Raw genomic sequence first — 17746 nt, 5'->3', positions numbered from 1 at the left:
CAGCTGTAGTTTTACTACTGTATATACAAGTCAAAAAGCTGAAACGGCTGGAGATTTGTAGTAAAACTACACAACGCCGGGTACCACTCCGGTCTCCAAGAATTTTTACGTCGTCTGCCCACAAGGCCAGTCGCAACAAACTCAGGCAACCGATTCTGGAAGCCTTTCCGCCCTGGAGCAAGCCATGCAAGACCTCGATCCCGTCGAAACCCAGGAATGGCTGGACGCCCTGGAATCGGTTCTCGACAAAGAAGGCGAAGACCGTGCTCATTATTTGATGACCCGTATGGGCGAGCTGGCCACACGTAGTGGTTCGCAGCTGCCGTACTCCATCACCACGCCATACCGCAACACCATCCCTGTTACCCGCGAAGCACGCATGCCCGGCGACCTGTTCATGGAACGCCGCATCCGTTCGATCGTTCGCTGGAACGCCCTGGCGATGGTGATGCGCGCCAACATGCAAGACCCTGATCTGGGTGGCCACATTTCCACCTTCGCCTCCAGTGCGACCCTGTATGACATCGGCTTCAACTACTTCTTCCAGGCCCCGACCGAAGAGCACGGCGGCGACCTGATCTACTACCAGGGCCACGCCTCGCCAGGCATCTACGCTCGCGCCTTCCTCGAAGGCCGCTTGAGCGAAGAGCAGATGCTGAAATTCCGTCAGGAAGTGGACGGTGGCGGCCTGTCGTCGTATCCGCACCCGCACCTGATGCCTGACTTCTGGCAGTTCCCGACCGTTTCCATGGGTCTGGGTCCGATCACCGCGATCTACCAGGCACGCTTCATGAAGTACCTGGAAAACCGTGGCTTCATCCCGGCCGGCAAGCAAAAGGTCTGGTGCTTCATCGGCGACGGCGAGTGCGACGAGCCGGAAACCCTGGGCGCCATTTCCCTGGCCGGTCGTGAAAACCTCGACAACCTGATCTTCGTCATCAACTGCAACCTGCAGCGCCTTGACGGCCCGGTTCGCGGCAACGCCAAGATCATCCAGGAACTGGAAGGCGTATTCCGTGGCGCCGCCTGGAACGTCAACAAGGTCATCTGGGGCCGCATGTGGGACCCACTGTTCGCCCAGGACGAAGACGGTCTCATGCAGCGTCGCATGGACAAAGCCATCGACGGCGAGTACCAGAACTACAAGGCCAAAGACGGCGCGTACGTTCGCAAGCACTTCTTCGGCGACGATCCAGAACTGCTCAAGCGCGTCGAGAACCTGTCCGACGACGAGATCTGGAAACTCAACCGTGGCGGCCACGACCCCTACAAGGTCTACGCGGCGTACCACCAGGCGGTCAACCACAAAGGCCAGCCGACCGTCATCCTCGCCAAGACCATCAAGGGCTACGGCACCGGTGCGGGCGAAGCGAAGAACACCGCGCACAACACCAAGAAAGTCGATATCGAGTCGCTGAAGAAATTCCGCGATCGCTTCGACATTCCGCTGAACGATTCCGAACTCGAATCGCTGCCGTTCTACCGTCCGGCCGAAGACAGCGCGGAAATGAAATACCTGCGCAAGTGCCGCGAGAAATTGGGCGGCTCCCTGCCTCAGCGCAACCGCGGCAACATCAGCATCCCGACGCCGTCGCTGGACACGCTGAAGTCGGTGCTCGATGGTTCGGGCGACCGCGAAATCTCCACCACCATGGCGTTCGGTCGTATCCTCGCCTCGATGGTGAAAGACAAGGAACTGGGCAAGCGCATCGTTCCAATCCTCGCCGACGAAGCCCGTACCTTCGGTATGGAAGGCATGTTCCGTCAGCTGGGTATCTACTCGCCAGTCGGCCAGCTGTACGAGCCAGTCGACCGCGACCAGGTCATGTACTACCGCGAAGAGAAAGACGGCCAGATCCTGCAGGAAGGCCTCAACGAGGCAGGCGCGTTCTCCTCGTTCATCGCGGCGGGTACGGCCTACAGCAACTACAACACCCCGATGCTGCCGGTTTACATCTTCTACTCGATGTTCGGCTTCCAGCGTATCGGCGACTTGGCATGGGCCGCTGGCGATGCTCAGACTCGTGGCTTCCTGCTGGGCGGCACCTCCGGGCGTACCACGCTCAACGGCGAAGGCCTGCAACACGAAGACGGTCACAGCCACATTCTGGCCAGCACCATCCCGAACGTGCGCAGCTATGACCCTGCCTATGCTTACGAGCTGGCAGTGATCATGCAGGAAGGCACGCATCGCATGATGACGCTGCAGGAAAACGTCTACTACTACATCACCGTGATGAACGAGAACTACCATCAGCCAGCAATGCCGGCCGGTGTAGAGCAAGGCATCATCAAGGGCATGTACCTGCTGGAAGAAGACAAGCGCGAAGCGGCTCACCACGTCCAACTGTTGGGCAGCGGCACGATCCTCAACGAAGTGCGTGAAGCGGCGAAGATCCTGCGCGAGGAGTTCAACATCGGCGCCGATGTCTGGAGCGTCACCAGCTTCAACGAACTGCGTCGCAACGGCCTGGCCGCCGAACGCAGCAACCGCCTGAAGCCAGGCCAGAAGCCACAATTGAGCTACGTTGAAGAGTGCCTCAATGGTCGCAAAGGCCCGGTCATCGCATCGACCGACTACATGAAACTGTTCGCTGACCAGATCCGTCAGTGGGTTCCGACCAAGGAATACAAAGTCCTGGGCACCGACGGCTACGGCCGTTCCGACAGCCGCAAGAAACTGCGTCACTTCTTTGAAGTCGATCGCAAGTTCGTCGTGCTGGCGGCCCTGGAAGCCTTGGCAGACCGTGGCGATATCGAACCGAAAGTCGTGGCGGAAGCCATCACCAAGTTCGGCATCGACCCGGAAAAACGCAACCCGCTGGACTGCTAAGGTCTGCGCTGAAGATCGTATAGAGCGCTGACAGATTGCGCGAAACAGCCGACGATGCGGAATTTACTTCGGGTAAATGAGCATCCAGGGCTGTTTCGTTGCTACTGGACCGGCGCAGTCGAGTGAACAGGTTCTCCTGAGGAGAGACATTGTGAGTGAGCTAATTCGTGTACCCGACATCGGCAGCGGTGACGGTGAAGTCATTGAGTTGTTCGTCAAGGTTGGCGACCGCATCGAGGCCGACCAGAGCCTGCTGACGCTGGAGTCGGACAAGGCGAGCATGGAAATCCCTGCGCCGAAAGCCGGTGTGGTCAAGAGCCTGAAAGTGAAGCTGGGCGACCGCCTGAAAGAAGGCGACGAACTGCTGGAGCTGGAAGTGGAAGGCGACGCCGCTGCTGCGCCTGCCGCCGAGCCTGCTGCTGCTCCGGCTGCTGCCCCTGCTGCCGCTGAAAAGCCTGCGGAAGCGGCTGCCCCAGCACCGGCCGCCGCGCCTGCACCTGCCGCCGAAGCAACCGTTCAGGACATCCACGTGCCGGACATCGGTTCGTCGGGCCAGGCTCGCATCATCGAGCTGCTGGTCAAGGTGGGCGACAGCATCGAAGCTGATCAATCGCTGATCACCCTGGAATCCGACAAAGCCTCGATGGAGATTCCTTCTCCCGCCGCTGGCGTAGTCGAGAGCATCAGCGTCAAGGTCGAAGACGAAGTCGGCACTGGCGATCTAATCCTGAAACTGAAAGTTGCAGGCGCAGCGCCCGCCGCCGCTCCTGCTCAGGCGGCTGCACCGGCTCCGGCCAAGGCTGACGCACCTGCTGCCGCACCGGCGCCGGCTCCTGCACCGAAAGCTGAAGCAGCACCTGCTCCGGCTGCTGCCCCAGCGGCCAGCGGCGCGAAAGTTCACGCTGGTCCGGCTGTTCGTCAATTGGCCCGCGAGTTTGGCGTTGAGCTGAGCGCCGTGGCTGCCACCGGTCCACACGGCCGTGTCCTGAAGGAAGACGTGCAGGCGTACGTCAAATCCATCATGACCAAGTCCAAGGACGCGCCTGCTGCTGGCGGCGCAACCGGCGGCGCAGGCATTCCTCCGATCCCGGAAGTCGATTTCAGCCGTTTCGGCGAAATCGAAGAAGTGCCGATGACCCGTCTGATGCAACTGGGCGCATCCGGCCTGCACCGCAGCTGGCTGAACATCCCGCACGTTACTCAGTTCGACCAGGCCGACATCACCGACCTGGAAGCTTTCCGCGTTGCGCAGAAAGCCGTCGCCGAGAAAGCAGGCGTGAAGCTGACCGTGCTGCCACTGCTGCTCAAGTCCATCGCGCACCTGCTCAAGGAACTGCCGGACTTCAACAGCTCGTTGGCCCCTAGCGGCAAAGCGGTCATCCGCAAGAAGTATTTCCACATCGGTTTCGCGGTGGATACGCCGGACGGCCTGCTGGTCCCTGTGATCAAGAACGTTGATCAGAAGAACCTGCTGCAACTGGCTGCTGAAGCGGCTGAGCTGGCTGAAAAAGCGCGCTCCAAAAAGCTGTCGGCCAACGACATGCAAGGCGCCTGCTTCACCATTTCGAGCCTGGGTCACATTGGCGGCACCGGCTTCACGCCGATCGTCAACGCGCCGGAAGTCGCGATCCTGGGTGTCTCCAAGGCCACCATGCAACCGGTCTGGGACGGCAAAGCCTTCCAGCCACGCCTGATGCTGCCGCTGTCGCTGTCCTACGATCACCGCGTGATCAACGGCGCCGCAGCTGCACGCTTCACCAAGCGTCTGGGCGACGTGCTGGCCGACATCCGCACCATCCTGCTGTAAGCCGTACCAGGCCCGCCTCTTGCGAGACGGGCCTTCGCTGTTTTTCGAGCTGCCACGCTCGTACCTCAACCCCGCCCATTTGGCTGGGCTTTTTTTGGGGGTGGGAAAAGTCTGTCGTGCAGACATCCCCCAAGAAATCGGGTATTAACAGACTTGGAAGCGCCTCAGAATCACGAATAACAACCACTTACCCCCTCTTTCCGACAAATCCGACCAACAACCTTCAGTTAATGTGCGATTTGCCGACAGATTTATAGCACTAAGCCATCGCGCTCACTTGTCAGCCCGTTCGCCATGATGCAACCTTGCGACACGCGATTTCACAATGGGCGCCTGCCCATGCGCGACAGTACTCTTAAAGCGAGTTCCTTCATGAAAAGCCAACCTGATGCTGCCGCCCGATCGGCAGCCGAGGTCGTGACGCAATTGCCGGTGCCCTCGCGGCTCGGCATGCTGCGTTTCGAGCGGCTGAATGAAGCCAGTTGGGCGATGCTGTACCTGGACCCCAGCTGCGAAAAGCAATTCGACATGCCCGCCGTGGAGCTGTGCGCCCTCATCGGCGCGCCCTACGCGAGCCTGATGGAGCCGGAAGCGCGCTATCAGTTGCACGACGCTATCCAGATGCAGATGGCCAGCAACTCGCATTACGTCATTCGCTACACCCTGCACACGACCCGCGGTCCGCTGGGTCTGCTGGAGGTCGGCGAGGGATATCGACAGCACAACCGCGAGCTGCTGCGGGGCTATCTGATGGTGGTCGACGAAGTGTTCGACGCCAGCGAGCTGACGTTCAGCCCCGATCTGGAAGTGCAGAACTCAAGGCTGCAAATCGCGCTGGAACTCAATCAGCGTGCGCAACACGAGCAACTGCAGCATCTGGAGCGGGTTCGCGCTCAGCAAAGCCTGATCCTGCGTCTGGCGAAACACCGCTACAGCTCCAGCAACTCGTTGCAGGAAGCCGCCGAGCTGATCACCAAAAGCGCCTGTGAAATCTACGACATCGCCCGCGCCGCGATCTGGAACCTGAACGGCCAAACGCTGGAGCCCATCGCGGAATACCGCCGCGACACCGACGAATACCTCACCGCCAGGCCCATCGACATCAGTCGCTTCCCCAGTTATCTGGAAGCCTTGCACACCAGCCGCGCCATCGACGCCAACGACTTCGAGCAAGATCCGCGCACGAAGGAACTGGCCGAAAGCCTATTGCCGCGCCAGATCAGCGCGATCCTCGATGCCAGCGTGCGCATCGACGGACAAGTGGTCGGCGTGCTGTGCCTGGAGCACACCGAAATAGGTCGCGAGTGGCAATCCGATGAGATTGCGTTCGCAGGAGAGCTGGCCGATCAATTCGCCCACGCCATCAACAACCACAACCGCCGCACCGCCACCAACGCCCTGCACCTGTTCCAGCGTGCGGTCGAGCAAAGCGCCAACGCGTTTCTGCTGGTGAATTGCGATGGCGTGGTTGAGTACGTTAACCCGAGCTTCACGGAAATCACCCAGTACTCCGCTGATGAAGTCCACGGCCACCGCCTGTCGGAACTGCCAGCGCTGGAGAATCTGAACTCTCTGCTGCTCGACGCCAACTCAAGCCTGGCCACGAGCAACAGCTGGCAGGGCGAGTTCAAGAGCCGTCGCAAGAATCTCGAACCCTATTGGGGTCAACTGTCGATCTCCAAGGTGTACGGCGACAACCGCGAACTGACGCACTACATCGGCATCTACGAAGACATCACTCAGGCCAAGCTCTCCCAACAGCGGATCGAGCGCCTGGCCTACACCGACAACCTGACCAATCTGGGCAACCGCCCGGCGTTCATTCGCACCCTCGACGAGCATTTCGCCCGGGACATCGAGACGCCGATCAGCCTGTTGCTGGTGGACATCGACAACTTCAAGCGCATCAACGACAGCCTCGGCCACCAGACCGGCGACAAGCTGCTGATCAGCCTCGCCCGTCGCCTGCGCAACAGCCTCAGCCCGACCGGCATTCTGGCGCGGTTTGCCAGTAACGAATTCGCCGTTTTGCTGGACGACACCGGCCCTGAAGAAGGCCAGCGTATCGCCAGCCAAGTGCTGACGACGCTGGACAAGCCGATGTTCGTCGACAACCAGTTGATCAGCGTCACCGGCTCCGTGGGCCTGGCCTGCGCGCCGTTGCATGGCCGCGATCCTCAGACCCTGATGAAGAACGCAGGCCTGGCGCTGCACAAGGCCAAGGCCAACGGCAAGCATCAGGTACAGGTGTTCACTGAAGCACTGAACGCCGAGGCCAGCTACAAGCTGTTCGTCGAGAACAACCTGCGCCGCGCCCTGACTCAGAACGAGCTGGAAGTTTTCTACCAACCCAAGCTGTGCCTGCGCACCGGCCGGTTGTTGGGCATGGAGGCGCTGCTGCGCTGGAATCACCCTGAGAAGGGCATGATCCGTCCGGACCAGTTCATCAGCGTGGCCGAGGAAACCGGCCTGATCATCCCGATCGGCAAGTGGGTGGCCCGTCAGTCGTGCCGTATGAGCAAGCAACTGACCGCCGCCGGTTACGGCAAGCTGCACGTGGCGATCAACGTCTCGCCCAAGCAGTTCTCCGACCCGGATCTCGTCAGTTCGCTGGCCAGTATCTTGCGCGAAGAACAGCTCGACCCTTCTCTGCTGGAGCTGGAACTGACCGAAGGCCTGCTGCTGGAGGCGACCGAAGACACCCGCTTGCAGCTGGAATCCCTGAAAACCCTGGGCCTGACCCTGGCCATGGACGATTTCGGGACCGGCTATTCGTCGTTCAGTTACCTCAAGAAATTCCCCATCGATGTGATCAAGATCGACCGCAGCTTCATCCGCGACATTCCGGATGACCAGGACGACATGGAAATCACGTCGGCCGTCATCGCCATGGCGCACAACCTCAAGCTGACTGTGGTCGCCGAAGGCATCGAGACCGCCGAACAACTGGCCTTCCTGCGCCGTCACCGTTGCGACGTAGGCCAGGGCTATCTGTTCGACAAACCGATACCCGGCGAAAAACTGATCGAAGCCCTGCGCCGCTACCCTCGCGGCCCGCTGGCCTGAGTCGCCTCCCCCGCCGACGCCTCCCGTCGACACTTTCCCCTCCTGACGATGTGCGGCAAACTTGTCGCCTACAGTTGAATCAGCACATTCTGACCCCACTAACGGCAGTCACCTGTCCAGAGAGGATTGACCTCATGGCTCTGCGTTCGGAAATTCTTGTGAACAAAAACGAAATGCCTACCGCCCAGCAAGCGCTGCCGGGCCGTGAAACCCCGATGGCTCTCCCTGAAACTCACTTCGTCAACGGTCGTCCACTGCTCGGGCCGTTTTTCGAGGACGTGGAATTCGCGATTTTTGGTCTCGGTTGCTTCTGGGGCGCCGAGCGTCGTTTCTGGCAACGTGATGGCGTGATCAGCACAGTCGTGGGCTACGCGGGTGGCTTCACGCCGAACCCGACTTACGAAGAAGTCTGCTCGGGCCTGACCGGCCACAGCGAAGTCGTTTTGGTGGTGTACGAGCCTGCAAAAGTCAGTTACGACGAATTGCTGGCGATGTTCTGGGAACTGCACAACCCGACTCAAGGCATGCGCCAAGGCAATGACCTCGGCACTCAATACCGTTCGGTGATTTACGCCACCACGCCCGAGCAACTGGATGCGGCGCAAGCGAGCACCAAGGTGTTCCAGGCTGAACTGACCAAGGCGGGTTTGGGCGAGATCACCACCGAAATCGATCAGGCGCCGACCGTGTACTTCGCCGAGGCGTATCACCAGCAATATCTGGCGAAGAACCCGCAGGGCTATTGCGGGATTGGCGGCACCGGCGTGTGCATGCCACCGAGCCTTAACCAGGCTTGATGCGCGTGGAACATCGCAACGCCTGAGGAACGACGAGCCACTGTGGGAGCGAATTCATTCGCGAAAGGGGGTCAGGCAACAGAGATGCATCGCCTTTACGCCCCTTCGCGAATAAATTCGCTCCCACAGGGGTTCTGCGTCAAATTCTCAAAATCGCTGCCGTCGGCAAGACCGATTGCTACAGAGCATCGACGGCCAGCGCAGTTGTAACGCGTGCCGGCGATCACCTGTGGGAGCGAATTCATTCGCGAATCATAGGCACATCCGACGTATTTCTATCGGCTGTACGTCCGTCTCGCGAATGAATTCGCTCCCACAGGTTTCGATCAGGCGTGCGATTCGCGTTAAGCCCTCAAGCCTCGGCGATGAGCCAATCCAGCCGCCAGTCCCCCTGGGTCTGCCCCAGTTTCTCGGCCAGCCACGGCAGCAGTTCGCGCAATTCCTCTTCCAGTCCCCACGGCGGGTTGGCAATCGCCAGGCCTGAGCCGTTCAGGCTGTTCGGCGTGTCCAGCGGGTGCACCAGCAACTCCACGCGCAGCAGCTTCGGCGCGCCGGTTTCGGCCAGTTCCTGATAGAAACGCTTGAGCGCGCGCTGGTCCTTGATCGGGTACCAGATCGCTGCGACAGTCTGGCGCATGCGGCTGATCGTTTCTTTCAACACCACGGAACAGCGTTTCATCTCGTCCAGTTGTTCGAACGGTGGATCGATCAGCATCACGGCGCGTTTTTCCTGGACCGGCAGCAGCGCCCTCGGCACGTGCCAACCTTCGCCAAGGTGCACAGCAACGCGGCGGTCGTATTTCATGTTGTCTTTGAGCAGGGCGCCGTCTTCGGGGTGCTTCTCGTTGAGCAGCACGCGGTCCTGCTCGCGGGTGACGCGCCGGGCCAGCTCGGGCGAACCGGGGTAGTAGCGCAACTCGCCGGTCTTGCGGTTCATGTGACGGATCACGTCCATGTAACCGGCAGCGGCGGCGGGAATGTCATCCGCTTCCCACAAACGACCGATGCCCTCGATCCACTCGCCGGTGCGAGTCGCCTGATCGCCTTGCAGGTCATACAGCCCGAGGCCTGCGTGGGTGTCGAGGTAGGCGAGCGGCTGCTCCTTGCGCGACATCAGCGCGATCAAGCGAGTCAGAACGATGTGTTTCAAGACGTCGGCGTGGTTGCCAGCGTGGAAGGCGTGACGGTAGTTCATGGCGGCTCCTGGAAGGCTGCGGAGTTTACCAAAACCGTCGACGTTGCGCAGACCGCCCGTAGCCTGACGAAGATCGCCAAACGACAGGCAAAAAAAGCCCCGGTTAAGCCGTTACAAAACCGGGGTTGAGGGACTTGCGCGGGCTAGAGGGTGACCAAACCGTGGCCCGAGCAATGTTGAATGTGGCCATTATGCCGAATTAACTAAATGGTTACATAGCTGAAACCGACACAGTGATGTGCATGCCAGACATTGCCGACGACAGGTATTGCCGAGCGTGCGGCGCACTACCAGAATCGGCTCAACCTCAATAGAAGGAGCGAGCGTCATGATGCATGCAGACCTGATCGACCAGGACGATCTTCTCGGTCAACTCAGATCCATCGGCTTTGAAATGCCTTCAGGCGCCACCGCCGAACAGGCCTGTGCCCAAGCGGTCTGCGGCCTCACTGAAGACCGCGCCCGTGCGTTGCGTCAATTGGTGGAGAGAATGCTCAGCGGCAGCGCGACCATCCTGCCAGCGGTGCGCCAGGCGATCGATCAGCAGTTGTTGCCCGCGTTGGCGACTTACAACAAAGGCCGCGCACAGGCCTGAGAACGCCCTGGAAACCTGTGGGAGCGAATTCATTCGCGAAAGATCGTACAGCTGATAGAAATCCGTCGGATGTACTGCCCAATCGCGAATGAATTCGCTCCCACAATGGGTCATGCGCCAGGCACATGACCGCAATAGCGTCCCGCGTGCCTTTACAACCTCACACTCGCAAACGTCGATTCGTTACGCGCCTGACTCAGTGCAGAGAGCGGGCCGGACAGCGGCGCCAGCACCATCGCTTGCGGAATCGGCATCATCGCCACTTGCTGTGCGGTGTTGGAACCCACGCGCTCGTCACGCGGCGGAATGCCGAAGTATTCGCGGTAGCACTTGGAAAAGTGCGGCGTGGAGACGAAGCCACAGACCGACGCCACTTCGATGATCGACATCGGCGTTTGCTTGAGCAGCTGACGTGCGCGGATCAGGCGCAGCTTCAAGTAGTAACGCGACGGCGAGCAGTGCAGGTATTTCTGGAACAGCCTTTCCAGCTGACGTCGCGACACCGAGACGTAGACGGCCAGTTCGTCGAGGTCGATCGGCTCTTCGAGGTTGGCTTCCATCAGCGCAACGATTTCCTGCAACTTCGGCTGGTTGGTGCCAAGCATGTGCTTGAGCGGCACGCGCTGGTGATCCTGCTCGTTACGGATACGCTCGTAGACGAACATTTCCGAGATCGCGGCGGACAGTTCACGCCCGTGATCGCGGCTGATCAGGTGCAGCATCATGTCCAGCGGCGCGGTGCCACCGGAGCTGGTGAAGCGGTTACGGTCGAGGGTGAACAGACGGGTGCTCATGGCAACGCGCGGGAAGGCTTCCTGCATCGCGGCCAGACATTCCCAGTGCACGCTGCAATCGAAACCGTCGAGCAGACCGGCGCACGCCAACGCCCAACTGCCGGTGCAGACCGCACCCAGACGGCGGGACTGGCGCGCCTGGCTTTGCAACCAGCTCACGTGTTCGCGAGTTACCGTGCGTTGAATACCGACGCCGCCGCAGACGATCACGGTGTCGAGGGCCGGTGCCTTGTGCATGGCCGCGTCGGGGGTGATTTGCAGACCGTCGCTGGCCCAGACCTGGCCGCCGTCGACGCTCAGTGTGGTCCAGCGGTACAGCTCACGGCCAGACAACTGGTTGGCCATCCGCAGTGGCTCAACCGCAGATGCGAGAGAGATGAGTGTGAAATTGTCCAACAGCAGAAAGCCGATGGATTGAGGCGCACGGTTCTGGGGTTGAGCCCCGGAGTTGAACGAAGTCATCACGGTATCTCCTCACACGAAAAGCGGTTGATGGCCCCAATTAGAGGCTCTTGTTGTTTTGCCCTCGTCAGTGGAGAGCTTTGTCTATTGCAACGCAAATGCCATGCCTAAAGTTGAATGGGCATTCAATAACTTCTGATAGCGACGTCGCGATGCGTCTATTCGGGAGCGACATGGGTGTTCCGTTAGCGACCTATCGATCCGGGAGCCTTGAGAACATTGGGCGGGGTGAGCAAATCGGTAGCACTTGTGCGAAAAAACCCGAGATCAGAGCCAGAGGGAGTGTCACCCAGTGCACAGCTGACCGGCGGCAGGTCGGTAGCATGCATGCGGCATGGCTTTGCGCCATGACCCCACACTTCACGCGCCAAAAGGTAGCGGCGGATTTGGCGCGTGAGCGAAAAGCGAGCAGAAGCGGAGGCAAACCTGCTTCTGCCGAAGAGCCGTGCGTTCAAAGTCTTAAACGATCAGCACTCCACCGCGCTGACCGCCAACCCGCCGCGTGACGTCTCTTTGTATTTGTCGTGCATGTCAGCGCCGGTGTCGCGCATGGTGCGGATCACGCGGTCCAGCGAGATGAAGTGCTGGCCGTCGCCACGAAGCGCCATTTGCGCAGCGTTGATGGCTTTCACCGCTGCAATCGCGTTGCGTTCGATGCACGGCACCTGCACCAGACCGCCGACCGGGTCGCAGGTCAGGCCCAGGTTGTGTTCGAGGCCGATTTCGGCGGCGTTGCACAGCTGCTCAGGCGTAGCCCCCAGAATGTCGGCCAGACCCGCAGCGGCCATGGCGCACGCCGAACCGACTTCGCCCTGACACCCCACTTCCGCGCCCGAAATCGACGCGTTCTTTTTGCAGAGGATGCCGATCGATGCCGCACCGAGGAAATAATCGACGACGTTGGCTTCGCTGACTTCATCGCTGAATTTCACGAAGTAATGCAGCACCGCCGGAATGATCCCCGCAGCACCATTGGTCGGCGCGGTCACCATACGGCCGCCCGCCGCGTTTTCTTCGTTGACTGCGAGGGCGAACAGGTTGACCCATTCCATCGCGCTTAGGGTCGAGCCGATGACATTGGGCTTACCCAGCTCTTGAAGGCTGCGATGCAAACGCGCGGCACGACGACGCACGTTCAAGCCACCTGGCAACACGCCCTCTTCTTTAAGGCCGTGCTCGACGCAATCTTGCATCGCTTTCCAAAGTCGCATGAGCCCGGCGCGAATCTCTTCTTCGCTGCGCCAGACTTTCTCGTTTTCCATCATCAGTTCCGAGACACGCAGGTTGTGCTTCTCGCACAGACGCAGCAGTTCTTCGGCGCTGGAAAAGTCATAGGGCAAAACCGTGCTGTCGGCATCGAGCACGCCGCTCGCGGCCTGAGCCTCGTCCACCACGAATCCACCGCCCACCGAGTAATAGGTGTCGCGATGAAGTTCGCCACTGGCATCGAAGGCGATCAGCGTCATGGCGTTAGGGTGATAAGGGAGGTTTTCGTCGATGAGCAACATGTCCCGCTGCCAGACGAATGCGATCGGATGATCGCCGTTGAGTTTGAGGGTGTCGGTTTCGCGCAACTCGGCAATGCGGCGGCCAATGGTGGTCGGGTCGATTGCGTCTGGCCATTCGCCCATCAGGCCCATGATCACCGCGTTATCGCTTCCGTGCCCGACACCGGTTGCCGACAGCGAGCCATAGAGGCGCACTTCGATGCGTTCCACTTGCGCCAGCTTGTCGCTTTCACGCAGCCCCTGAACGAACAACGCGGCGGCGCGCATCGGCCCCACGGTGTGAGAACTGGATGGGCCGATACCGATCTTGAACAGGTCGAACACGCTGATAGCCATTTACCGCAAACCTCCGAAGAACAGGGCTTCCGGCGCGCCAAGCGGCCGGCGACGGAGCTGCTACGCTTCTAGCTGCAGTCCATCGAGATGTCGGCATCATCAGCCTTTTATCTGGAGGGACGGCGTCTCACACCGACTCACTCTTGTCCACGAACGCCGCGACTGATGATCCGCAGGCGGCAGCACTGTGCGTGGAGAAAGTGCCACTGTTTTCGACACTTTTTGCCGCAAGGACACTCGAAAAGCGTTCGGCGGACGGGGAAAAAATCTGTAAGCGACGTCACTGACACTGGATACGACCCCCTCTGTACTGGTTACGACGCACCCTGTAGGCGTTTGATTTTGGCTGTTACATGATCGTTGTCGACTCAATCGCCAGACGCAGTGATAGAGCTGTTTTTCCACTTGACTCGCCGACACCAAAAAAACGCGTCAGCCCTGACTGATGACGAGAAGAAAGCACCTAAGGAGTCCAACCATGAAAGGTTCACATAAGCTATTGCTAGGCGTTGCGTTGAGTCTGCCGATGCTGGCCCAGGCCGCAGAGCCCGCCGCTTGCCAGACGGTCAATTTTTCTGATGTCGGCTGGACCGACATCACGGCCACCACGGCCACCACCAGCGTTGTCCTCCAGTCGCTGGGCTACAAAACCAAGACCACGATGATTTCCGTGCCCGTGACCTACAAATCGCTGGCCGACGGCAAGAACATGGACGTGTTCCTCGGTAACTGGATGCCGACCATGGAAAACGACATCAAGGCCTACCGTGACGCAGGCACAGTCGAAGTGGTGCGCACCAACCTCAAGGGCGCCAAATACACCCTGGCCGTCCCGCAAGCGCTCTACGACAAGGGCCTGCACGATTTCGCCGACATCGCCAAATTCAAGAAAGACCTCGACGGCAAAATCTACGGCATCGAGCCTGGCAACGACGGCAACCGCCTGATCCAGAGCATGATCGACAAAAACGCCTTCGGCCTGAAAGACGCAGGCTTCAAGGTCGTCGAATCGAGCGAAGCCGGCATGCTGTCGCAAGTGGACCGCGCCTCCAAACGCGACACCGCCGTGGTGTTCCTGGGCTGGGCACCGCACCCAATGAACAAGCGCTTCAAGATCCAGTACCTGACCGGCGGCGACGACTTCTTCGGACCTGACTTCGGCGCTGCAACCGTCGCGACCAACACACGCAAGGGTTACAGCCAGGAATGCAGCAACGTGGGTCAGTTGCTGAAGAACCTGGAATTCACCGTCGACATGGAAAGCGAGCTGATGGGCAACATCCTCGACGACAAGATGAAGCCTGAAGCCGCCGCCAAGGCGTGGATCAAAAAGAATCCGAAAGTACTCGACACCTGGCTGGCGGGTGTCACCACAGTGGACGGTAAACCTGGCCTGGATGCCGCTAAAGCCGAGCTGACGAAGTAACTCGACACGCAGGCGGGTACGCCCGCCTGTTGTCCTCTTTTCATCCCGCACGCGGACAATCGATATCATGCTGACTGATCATAAAATCCCCCTAGGCCAGTACATCGCAGGCTTTGTCGAATGGCTGACGCAACACGGCGCCAGCACCTTCGATGCCATCGCTTCGTCGCTGGAATCCATGATTCATGGGCTTACCGGTGGCCTGACCTGGTTTAACCCTTTCGTTCTGATCGGTTTGATTGCTCTGCTTGCTCACTTCATTCAGCGCAAGTGGGGCCTGACCGCCTTTGTCGTGATTTCCTTCCTGCTGATCCTGAACCTGGGCTATTGGCAGGAAACCATGGAGACCCTGGCGCAAGTGCTGTTCGCCACCCTGGTCTGCGTGGTCATTGGTGTGCCGCTGGGCATCGTCGCCGCACACAAACCGTGGTTCTACACCGCGATGCGCCCGGTCCTCGACTTGATGCAGACGGTCCCGACTTTCGTTTACCTGATTCCAACCCTGACCCTCTTCGGGCTGGGCGTGGTGCCGGGTCTGATTTCGACGGTGGTGTTCGCGATTGCCGCGCCTATCCGTCTGACCTATCTGGGCATCTGCGATGTCCCGCAAGAACTGCTCGACGCCGGTAAAGCCTTCGGCTGCTCCCGCCGTCAACTCCTGTCCCGTATTGAACTGCCCCACGCCATGCCAAGCATCGCGGCCGGTATCACCCAGTGCATCATGCTGTCGTTGTCGATGGTCGTGATCGCGGCACTGGTGGGCGCCGACGGCCTGGGCAAACCCGTGGTCAACGCACTGAACACTGCTGATATCGCACTGGGCTTCGAAGCGGGCCTGGCGATCGTACTGCTGGCGATCATGCTCGACCGTATCTGCAAACAACCCGACGCTAAAGTGAGGGCCGACGCATGAGCATCATCAAATTCGACCAGGTAGACGTCGTCTTCTCCAAAGACCCGCGCGAGGCTCTCAAGCTGCTGGATCAGGGCCTTGCGCGGCCGGAAATCCTGAAGAAAACCGGCCAGATCGTCGGTGTTGAAAAAGCCAGTCTGGAAATCAACAAAGGCGAGATCTGCGTACTGATGGGCCTGTCCGGTTCGGGCAAATCCAGTCTGCTGCGCTGCATCAACGGCCTGAACACCGTGAGCCGTGGCTCACTGTTCGTCGAGCACGAAGGCAAGCAGATCAACATCGCGAACTGCACGCCCGCCGAGCTGAAAATGATGCGCACCAAGCGCATCGCGATGGTGTTCCAGAAGTTCGCCCTGATGCCCTGGCTGACCGTTCGCGAGAACATCAGCTTCGGTCTGGAAATGCAGGGTCGCCCTGAGAAAGAACGTCGCCAGCTGGTAGACGAGAAGCTCGAATTGGTCGGCCTGACTCAATGGCGCAACAAGAAGCCCGACGAACTGTCCGGCGGCATGCAGCAACGTGTGGGCCTGGCCCGTGCGTTGGCAATGGACGCCGACATTCTGCTGATGGACGAACCGTTCTCTGCACTCGACCCTCTGATTCGCCAAGGCCTGCAAGATGAACTGCTGGCCCTGCAGAAGAAACTCAGCAAGACCATCGTGTTCGTGAGTCACGACCTGGACGAAGCCCTCAAGCTCGGCACCCGCATCGCGATCATGAAAGACGGCCGGATCATCCAGTACAGCGTGCCGGAAGAAATCGTGCTCAACCCGGCGGACGAATACGTGCGGACCTTCGTGGCCCACACCAACCCGCTCAACGTGCTGTGCGGTCGCAGCCTGATGCGTTCGATCAACGATTGCACCCGCATCAACGGCTCCCAAGTGTGCCTGGACCCGGGCAACGATTCGTGGATCGATCTGGCCGACGGCAACACCATCAAAGGCCTGCGTCAACACGGCGCGCCGGTTGACCTGCAAAGCTGGGAACCGGGTCAGTCGGTAGAGAATCTGGGCCGCAGACCGACCGTCGTGCACTCGGACATCGGCATGCGCGAAGCCCTACAGATCCGTTACCACACCGGCAACAAGCTGGTGCTGCAAGAGAACAACCAGTTGGTCGGCATCCTCGGTGACAGCGAGCTGTACCACGCGCTGCTGGGCAAGAACCACGGGTAGAAGCAGCCGCGAGCTATGAGCGGCGAGCTGCAAGAGGGCAACGCGATTGCCTTTCTTGCAGCTTGAAGCTTGGGGCTCGTAGCTGCTTTTTCTTCGCCCACTGTTTTTTCTTGTTTGAACGTTCAATTAAAAAGCAATAGACTGGAGGCCGTTTTTCAGTCCTTAACGATCACCCGGCGAGCCAAGGAGACTCACAGATGCCCAAGGTCGGTATGCAACCCATTCGGCGCCAACAACTGATCCAGGCCACGCTCACGGCGGTGGACCAGGTCGGCATGGGCGACGCCAGCATTGCGTTGATCGCCAAACTGGCGGGGGTCTCCAACGGCATCATCAGTCACTACTTTCAGGACAAGAACGGCCTGATCGCAGCGACCATGCGCCACTTGATGAACGCGCTGATCGTCAACGTCGCCGAGCGGCGTCAGGCGCTGACGGATGACAGTCCGCGCGCGCATCTGAAAGTGATCATCGAGGGCAACTTCGACGCCAGCCAGGTCAACGGCCCGGCAATGAAAACCTGGCTGGCCTTCTGGGCCACCAGCATGCATTCGCCGACGCTGCATCGCTTACAGCGGATCAACGATCACCGGCTGTATTCGAACCTGTGCTGCCAGTTCCGCCGCGTCTTGCCGCTGGAGCAGGCGCGCACCGCCGCTCGCGGTCAGGCGGCCTTGATCGACGGTTTATGGCTGCGCGGCGCGCTCTCGGGCGACGCCTTCGATACCGAACAGGCGCAACAGATCGCCTACGAATACATGGATTTCCAACTGGCAAAAGCGGCGCGCTGATCCTGATATAGACGGCAGACCGCCCAACAGCGACCGGTCCTGCGC

Annotated in this window: 12 protein-coding genes; 9 read left to right on the top strand and 3 right to left on the bottom strand. The window is 59.9% G+C overall.

All coding sequences use genetic code 11. The annotated features are described in order from the left end of the window. The first annotated feature begins 184 nt into the window (after positions 1 to 184). The 4 genes from aceE (at position 185) to msrA (ending at position 8503) form a co-directional block, all read left to right on the top strand. Positions 185 to 2833 (top strand): pyruvate dehydrogenase (acetyl-transferring), homodimeric type, encoded by a 2649-nt coding sequence (gene aceE, locus ACIQAL_RS16810; protein WP_341960388.1) that lies wholly within the window; start codon positions 185 to 187, stop codon positions 2831 to 2833. A gap of 151 nt (positions 2834 to 2984) precedes the next feature. Continuing rightward, the gene (gene aceF, locus ACIQAL_RS16805; protein WP_401147373.1) at positions 2985 to 4640 is read left to right on the top strand and encodes a dihydrolipoyllysine-residue acetyltransferase; all 1656 of its coding nucleotides are present in this window, start codon (positions 2985 to 2987) and stop codon (positions 4638 to 4640) included. 372 nt (positions 4641 to 5012) lie between these two features. Then, complete coding sequence (locus tag ACIQAL_RS16800) at positions 5013 to 7706, top strand: putative bifunctional diguanylate cyclase/phosphodiesterase (protein ID WP_401147371.1); 2694 nt, start codon at positions 5013 to 5015, stop codon at positions 7704 to 7706. Positions 7707 to 7840: 134 nt separating this feature from the next. Continuing rightward, the gene (gene msrA / locus ACIQAL_RS16795; RefSeq protein WP_401147369.1) at positions 7841 to 8503 is read left to right on the top strand and encodes a peptide-methionine (S)-S-oxide reductase MsrA; all 663 of its coding nucleotides are present in this window, start codon (positions 7841 to 7843) and stop codon (positions 8501 to 8503) included. Between the two features lie 352 nt (positions 8504 to 8855). Here the strand turns inward: msrA and ACIQAL_RS16790 are convergent, their stop codons facing one another. Further along, positions 8856 to 9698, bottom strand: a complete 843-nt coding sequence (locus ACIQAL_RS16790; RefSeq protein WP_401147367.1) for a 23S rRNA (adenine(2030)-N(6))-methyltransferase RlmJ — start codon at positions 9696 to 9698, stop codon at positions 8856 to 8858. A 328-nt stretch (positions 9699 to 10026) separates the two neighbouring features. On the opposite strand from ACIQAL_RS16790, the gene ACIQAL_RS16785 reads away from it, so the two are divergent. Then, entirely contained in the window at positions 10027 to 10293 is a 267-nt protein-coding gene (locus ACIQAL_RS16785; protein WP_401147364.1) for a hypothetical protein, read from the top strand. A gap of 152 nt (positions 10294 to 10445) precedes the next feature. Here ACIQAL_RS16785 and ACIQAL_RS16780 read toward each other — a convergent pair whose 3' ends face one another. Together ACIQAL_RS16780 and ACIQAL_RS16775 are read right to left on the bottom strand one after the other, a co-directional pair. Then, the gene (locus tag ACIQAL_RS16780) at positions 10446 to 11549 is read right to left on the bottom strand and encodes a GlxA family transcriptional regulator (RefSeq protein ID WP_166596071.1); all 1104 of its coding nucleotides are present in this window, start codon (positions 11547 to 11549) and stop codon (positions 10446 to 10448) included. Between the two features lie 467 nt (positions 11550 to 12016). Beyond that, positions 12017 to 13393, bottom strand: a complete 1377-nt coding sequence (locus ACIQAL_RS16775) for an L-serine ammonia-lyase (RefSeq protein WP_401147362.1) — start codon at positions 13391 to 13393, stop codon at positions 12017 to 12019. A gap of 478 nt (positions 13394 to 13871) precedes the next feature. Between ACIQAL_RS16775 and ACIQAL_RS16770 the strand changes: the two genes are divergently transcribed. The 4 genes from ACIQAL_RS16770 to betI all read left to right on the top strand — a co-directional run bounded on the left by ACIQAL_RS16770 (position 13872) and on the right by betI (position 17701). After that, complete coding sequence (locus ACIQAL_RS16770) at positions 13872 to 14819, top strand: choline ABC transporter substrate-binding protein (protein WP_401147359.1); 948 nt, start codon at positions 13872 to 13874, stop codon at positions 14817 to 14819. 64 nt (positions 14820 to 14883) lie between these two features. After that, on the top strand, positions 14884 to 15732 hold the full coding sequence (gene choW / locus ACIQAL_RS16765) for a choline ABC transporter permease subunit (RefSeq protein ID WP_178115732.1): 849 nt from the start codon (positions 14884 to 14886) through the stop codon (positions 15730 to 15732). Then, entirely contained in the window at positions 15729 to 16910 is a 1182-nt protein-coding gene (gene choV, locus ACIQAL_RS16760; protein ID WP_401147357.1) for a choline ABC transporter ATP-binding protein, read from the top strand. Before choW ends, choV begins: the two co-directional genes overlap by 4 nt. A 197-nt stretch (positions 16911 to 17107) precedes the next feature. Then, a complete protein-coding gene (betI, locus tag ACIQAL_RS16755) occupies positions 17108 to 17701 on the top strand; it encodes a transcriptional regulator BetI (protein ID WP_401147355.1) in 594 nt (197 codons plus the stop codon). The last annotated feature ends 45 nt before the right edge of the window (positions 17702 to 17746 follow it).

Source organism: Pseudomonas sp. NPDC088368 (assembly GCF_044753445.1).
Classification (GTDB): Bacteria; Pseudomonadota; Gammaproteobacteria; order Pseudomonadales; family Pseudomonadaceae; genus Aquipseudomonas; species Aquipseudomonas bambusae.
The sequence above is the reverse complement of the archived record's forward strand: the minus strand, read 5'-3'. Positions and strand labels throughout refer to the sequence as shown.

What these genes read in the sequence shown, in the direction of transcription:
- aceE (WP_341960388.1), top strand. Translation starts at nt 185, where the DNA reads ATGCAAGACCTCGATCCCGTCGAAACCCAGGAATGGCTGGACGCCCTG.
- ACIQAL_RS16800 (WP_401147371.1), top strand. Translation starts at nt 5,013, where the DNA reads ATGAAAAGCCAACCTGATGCTGCCGCCCGATCGGCAGCCGAGGTCGTG.
- msrA (WP_401147369.1), top strand. Translation starts at nt 7,841, where the DNA reads ATGGCTCTGCGTTCGGAAATTCTTGTGAACAAAAACGAAATGCCTACC.
- ACIQAL_RS16790 (WP_401147367.1), bottom strand. Translation starts at nt 9,698, where the DNA reads ATGAACTACCGTCACGCCTTCCACGCTGGCAACCACGCCGACGTCTTG.
- ACIQAL_RS16785 (WP_401147364.1), top strand. Translation starts at nt 10,027, where the DNA reads ATGATGCATGCAGACCTGATCGACCAGGACGATCTTCTCGGTCAACTC.
- ACIQAL_RS16780 (WP_166596071.1), bottom strand. Translation starts at nt 11,549, where the DNA reads ATGACTTCGTTCAACTCCGGGGCTCAACCCCAGAACCGTGCGCCTCAA.
- ACIQAL_RS16775 (WP_401147362.1), bottom strand. Translation starts at nt 13,393, where the DNA reads ATGGCTATCAGCGTGTTCGACCTGTTCAAGATCGGTATCGGCCCATCC.
- ACIQAL_RS16770 (WP_401147359.1), top strand. Translation starts at nt 13,872, where the DNA reads ATGAAAGGTTCACATAAGCTATTGCTAGGCGTTGCGTTGAGTCTGCCG.
- choV (WP_401147357.1), top strand. Translation starts at nt 15,729, where the DNA reads ATGAGCATCATCAAATTCGACCAGGTAGACGTCGTCTTCTCCAAAGAC.
- betI (WP_401147355.1), top strand. Translation starts at nt 17,108, where the DNA reads ATGCCCAAGGTCGGTATGCAACCCATTCGGCGCCAACAACTGATCCAG.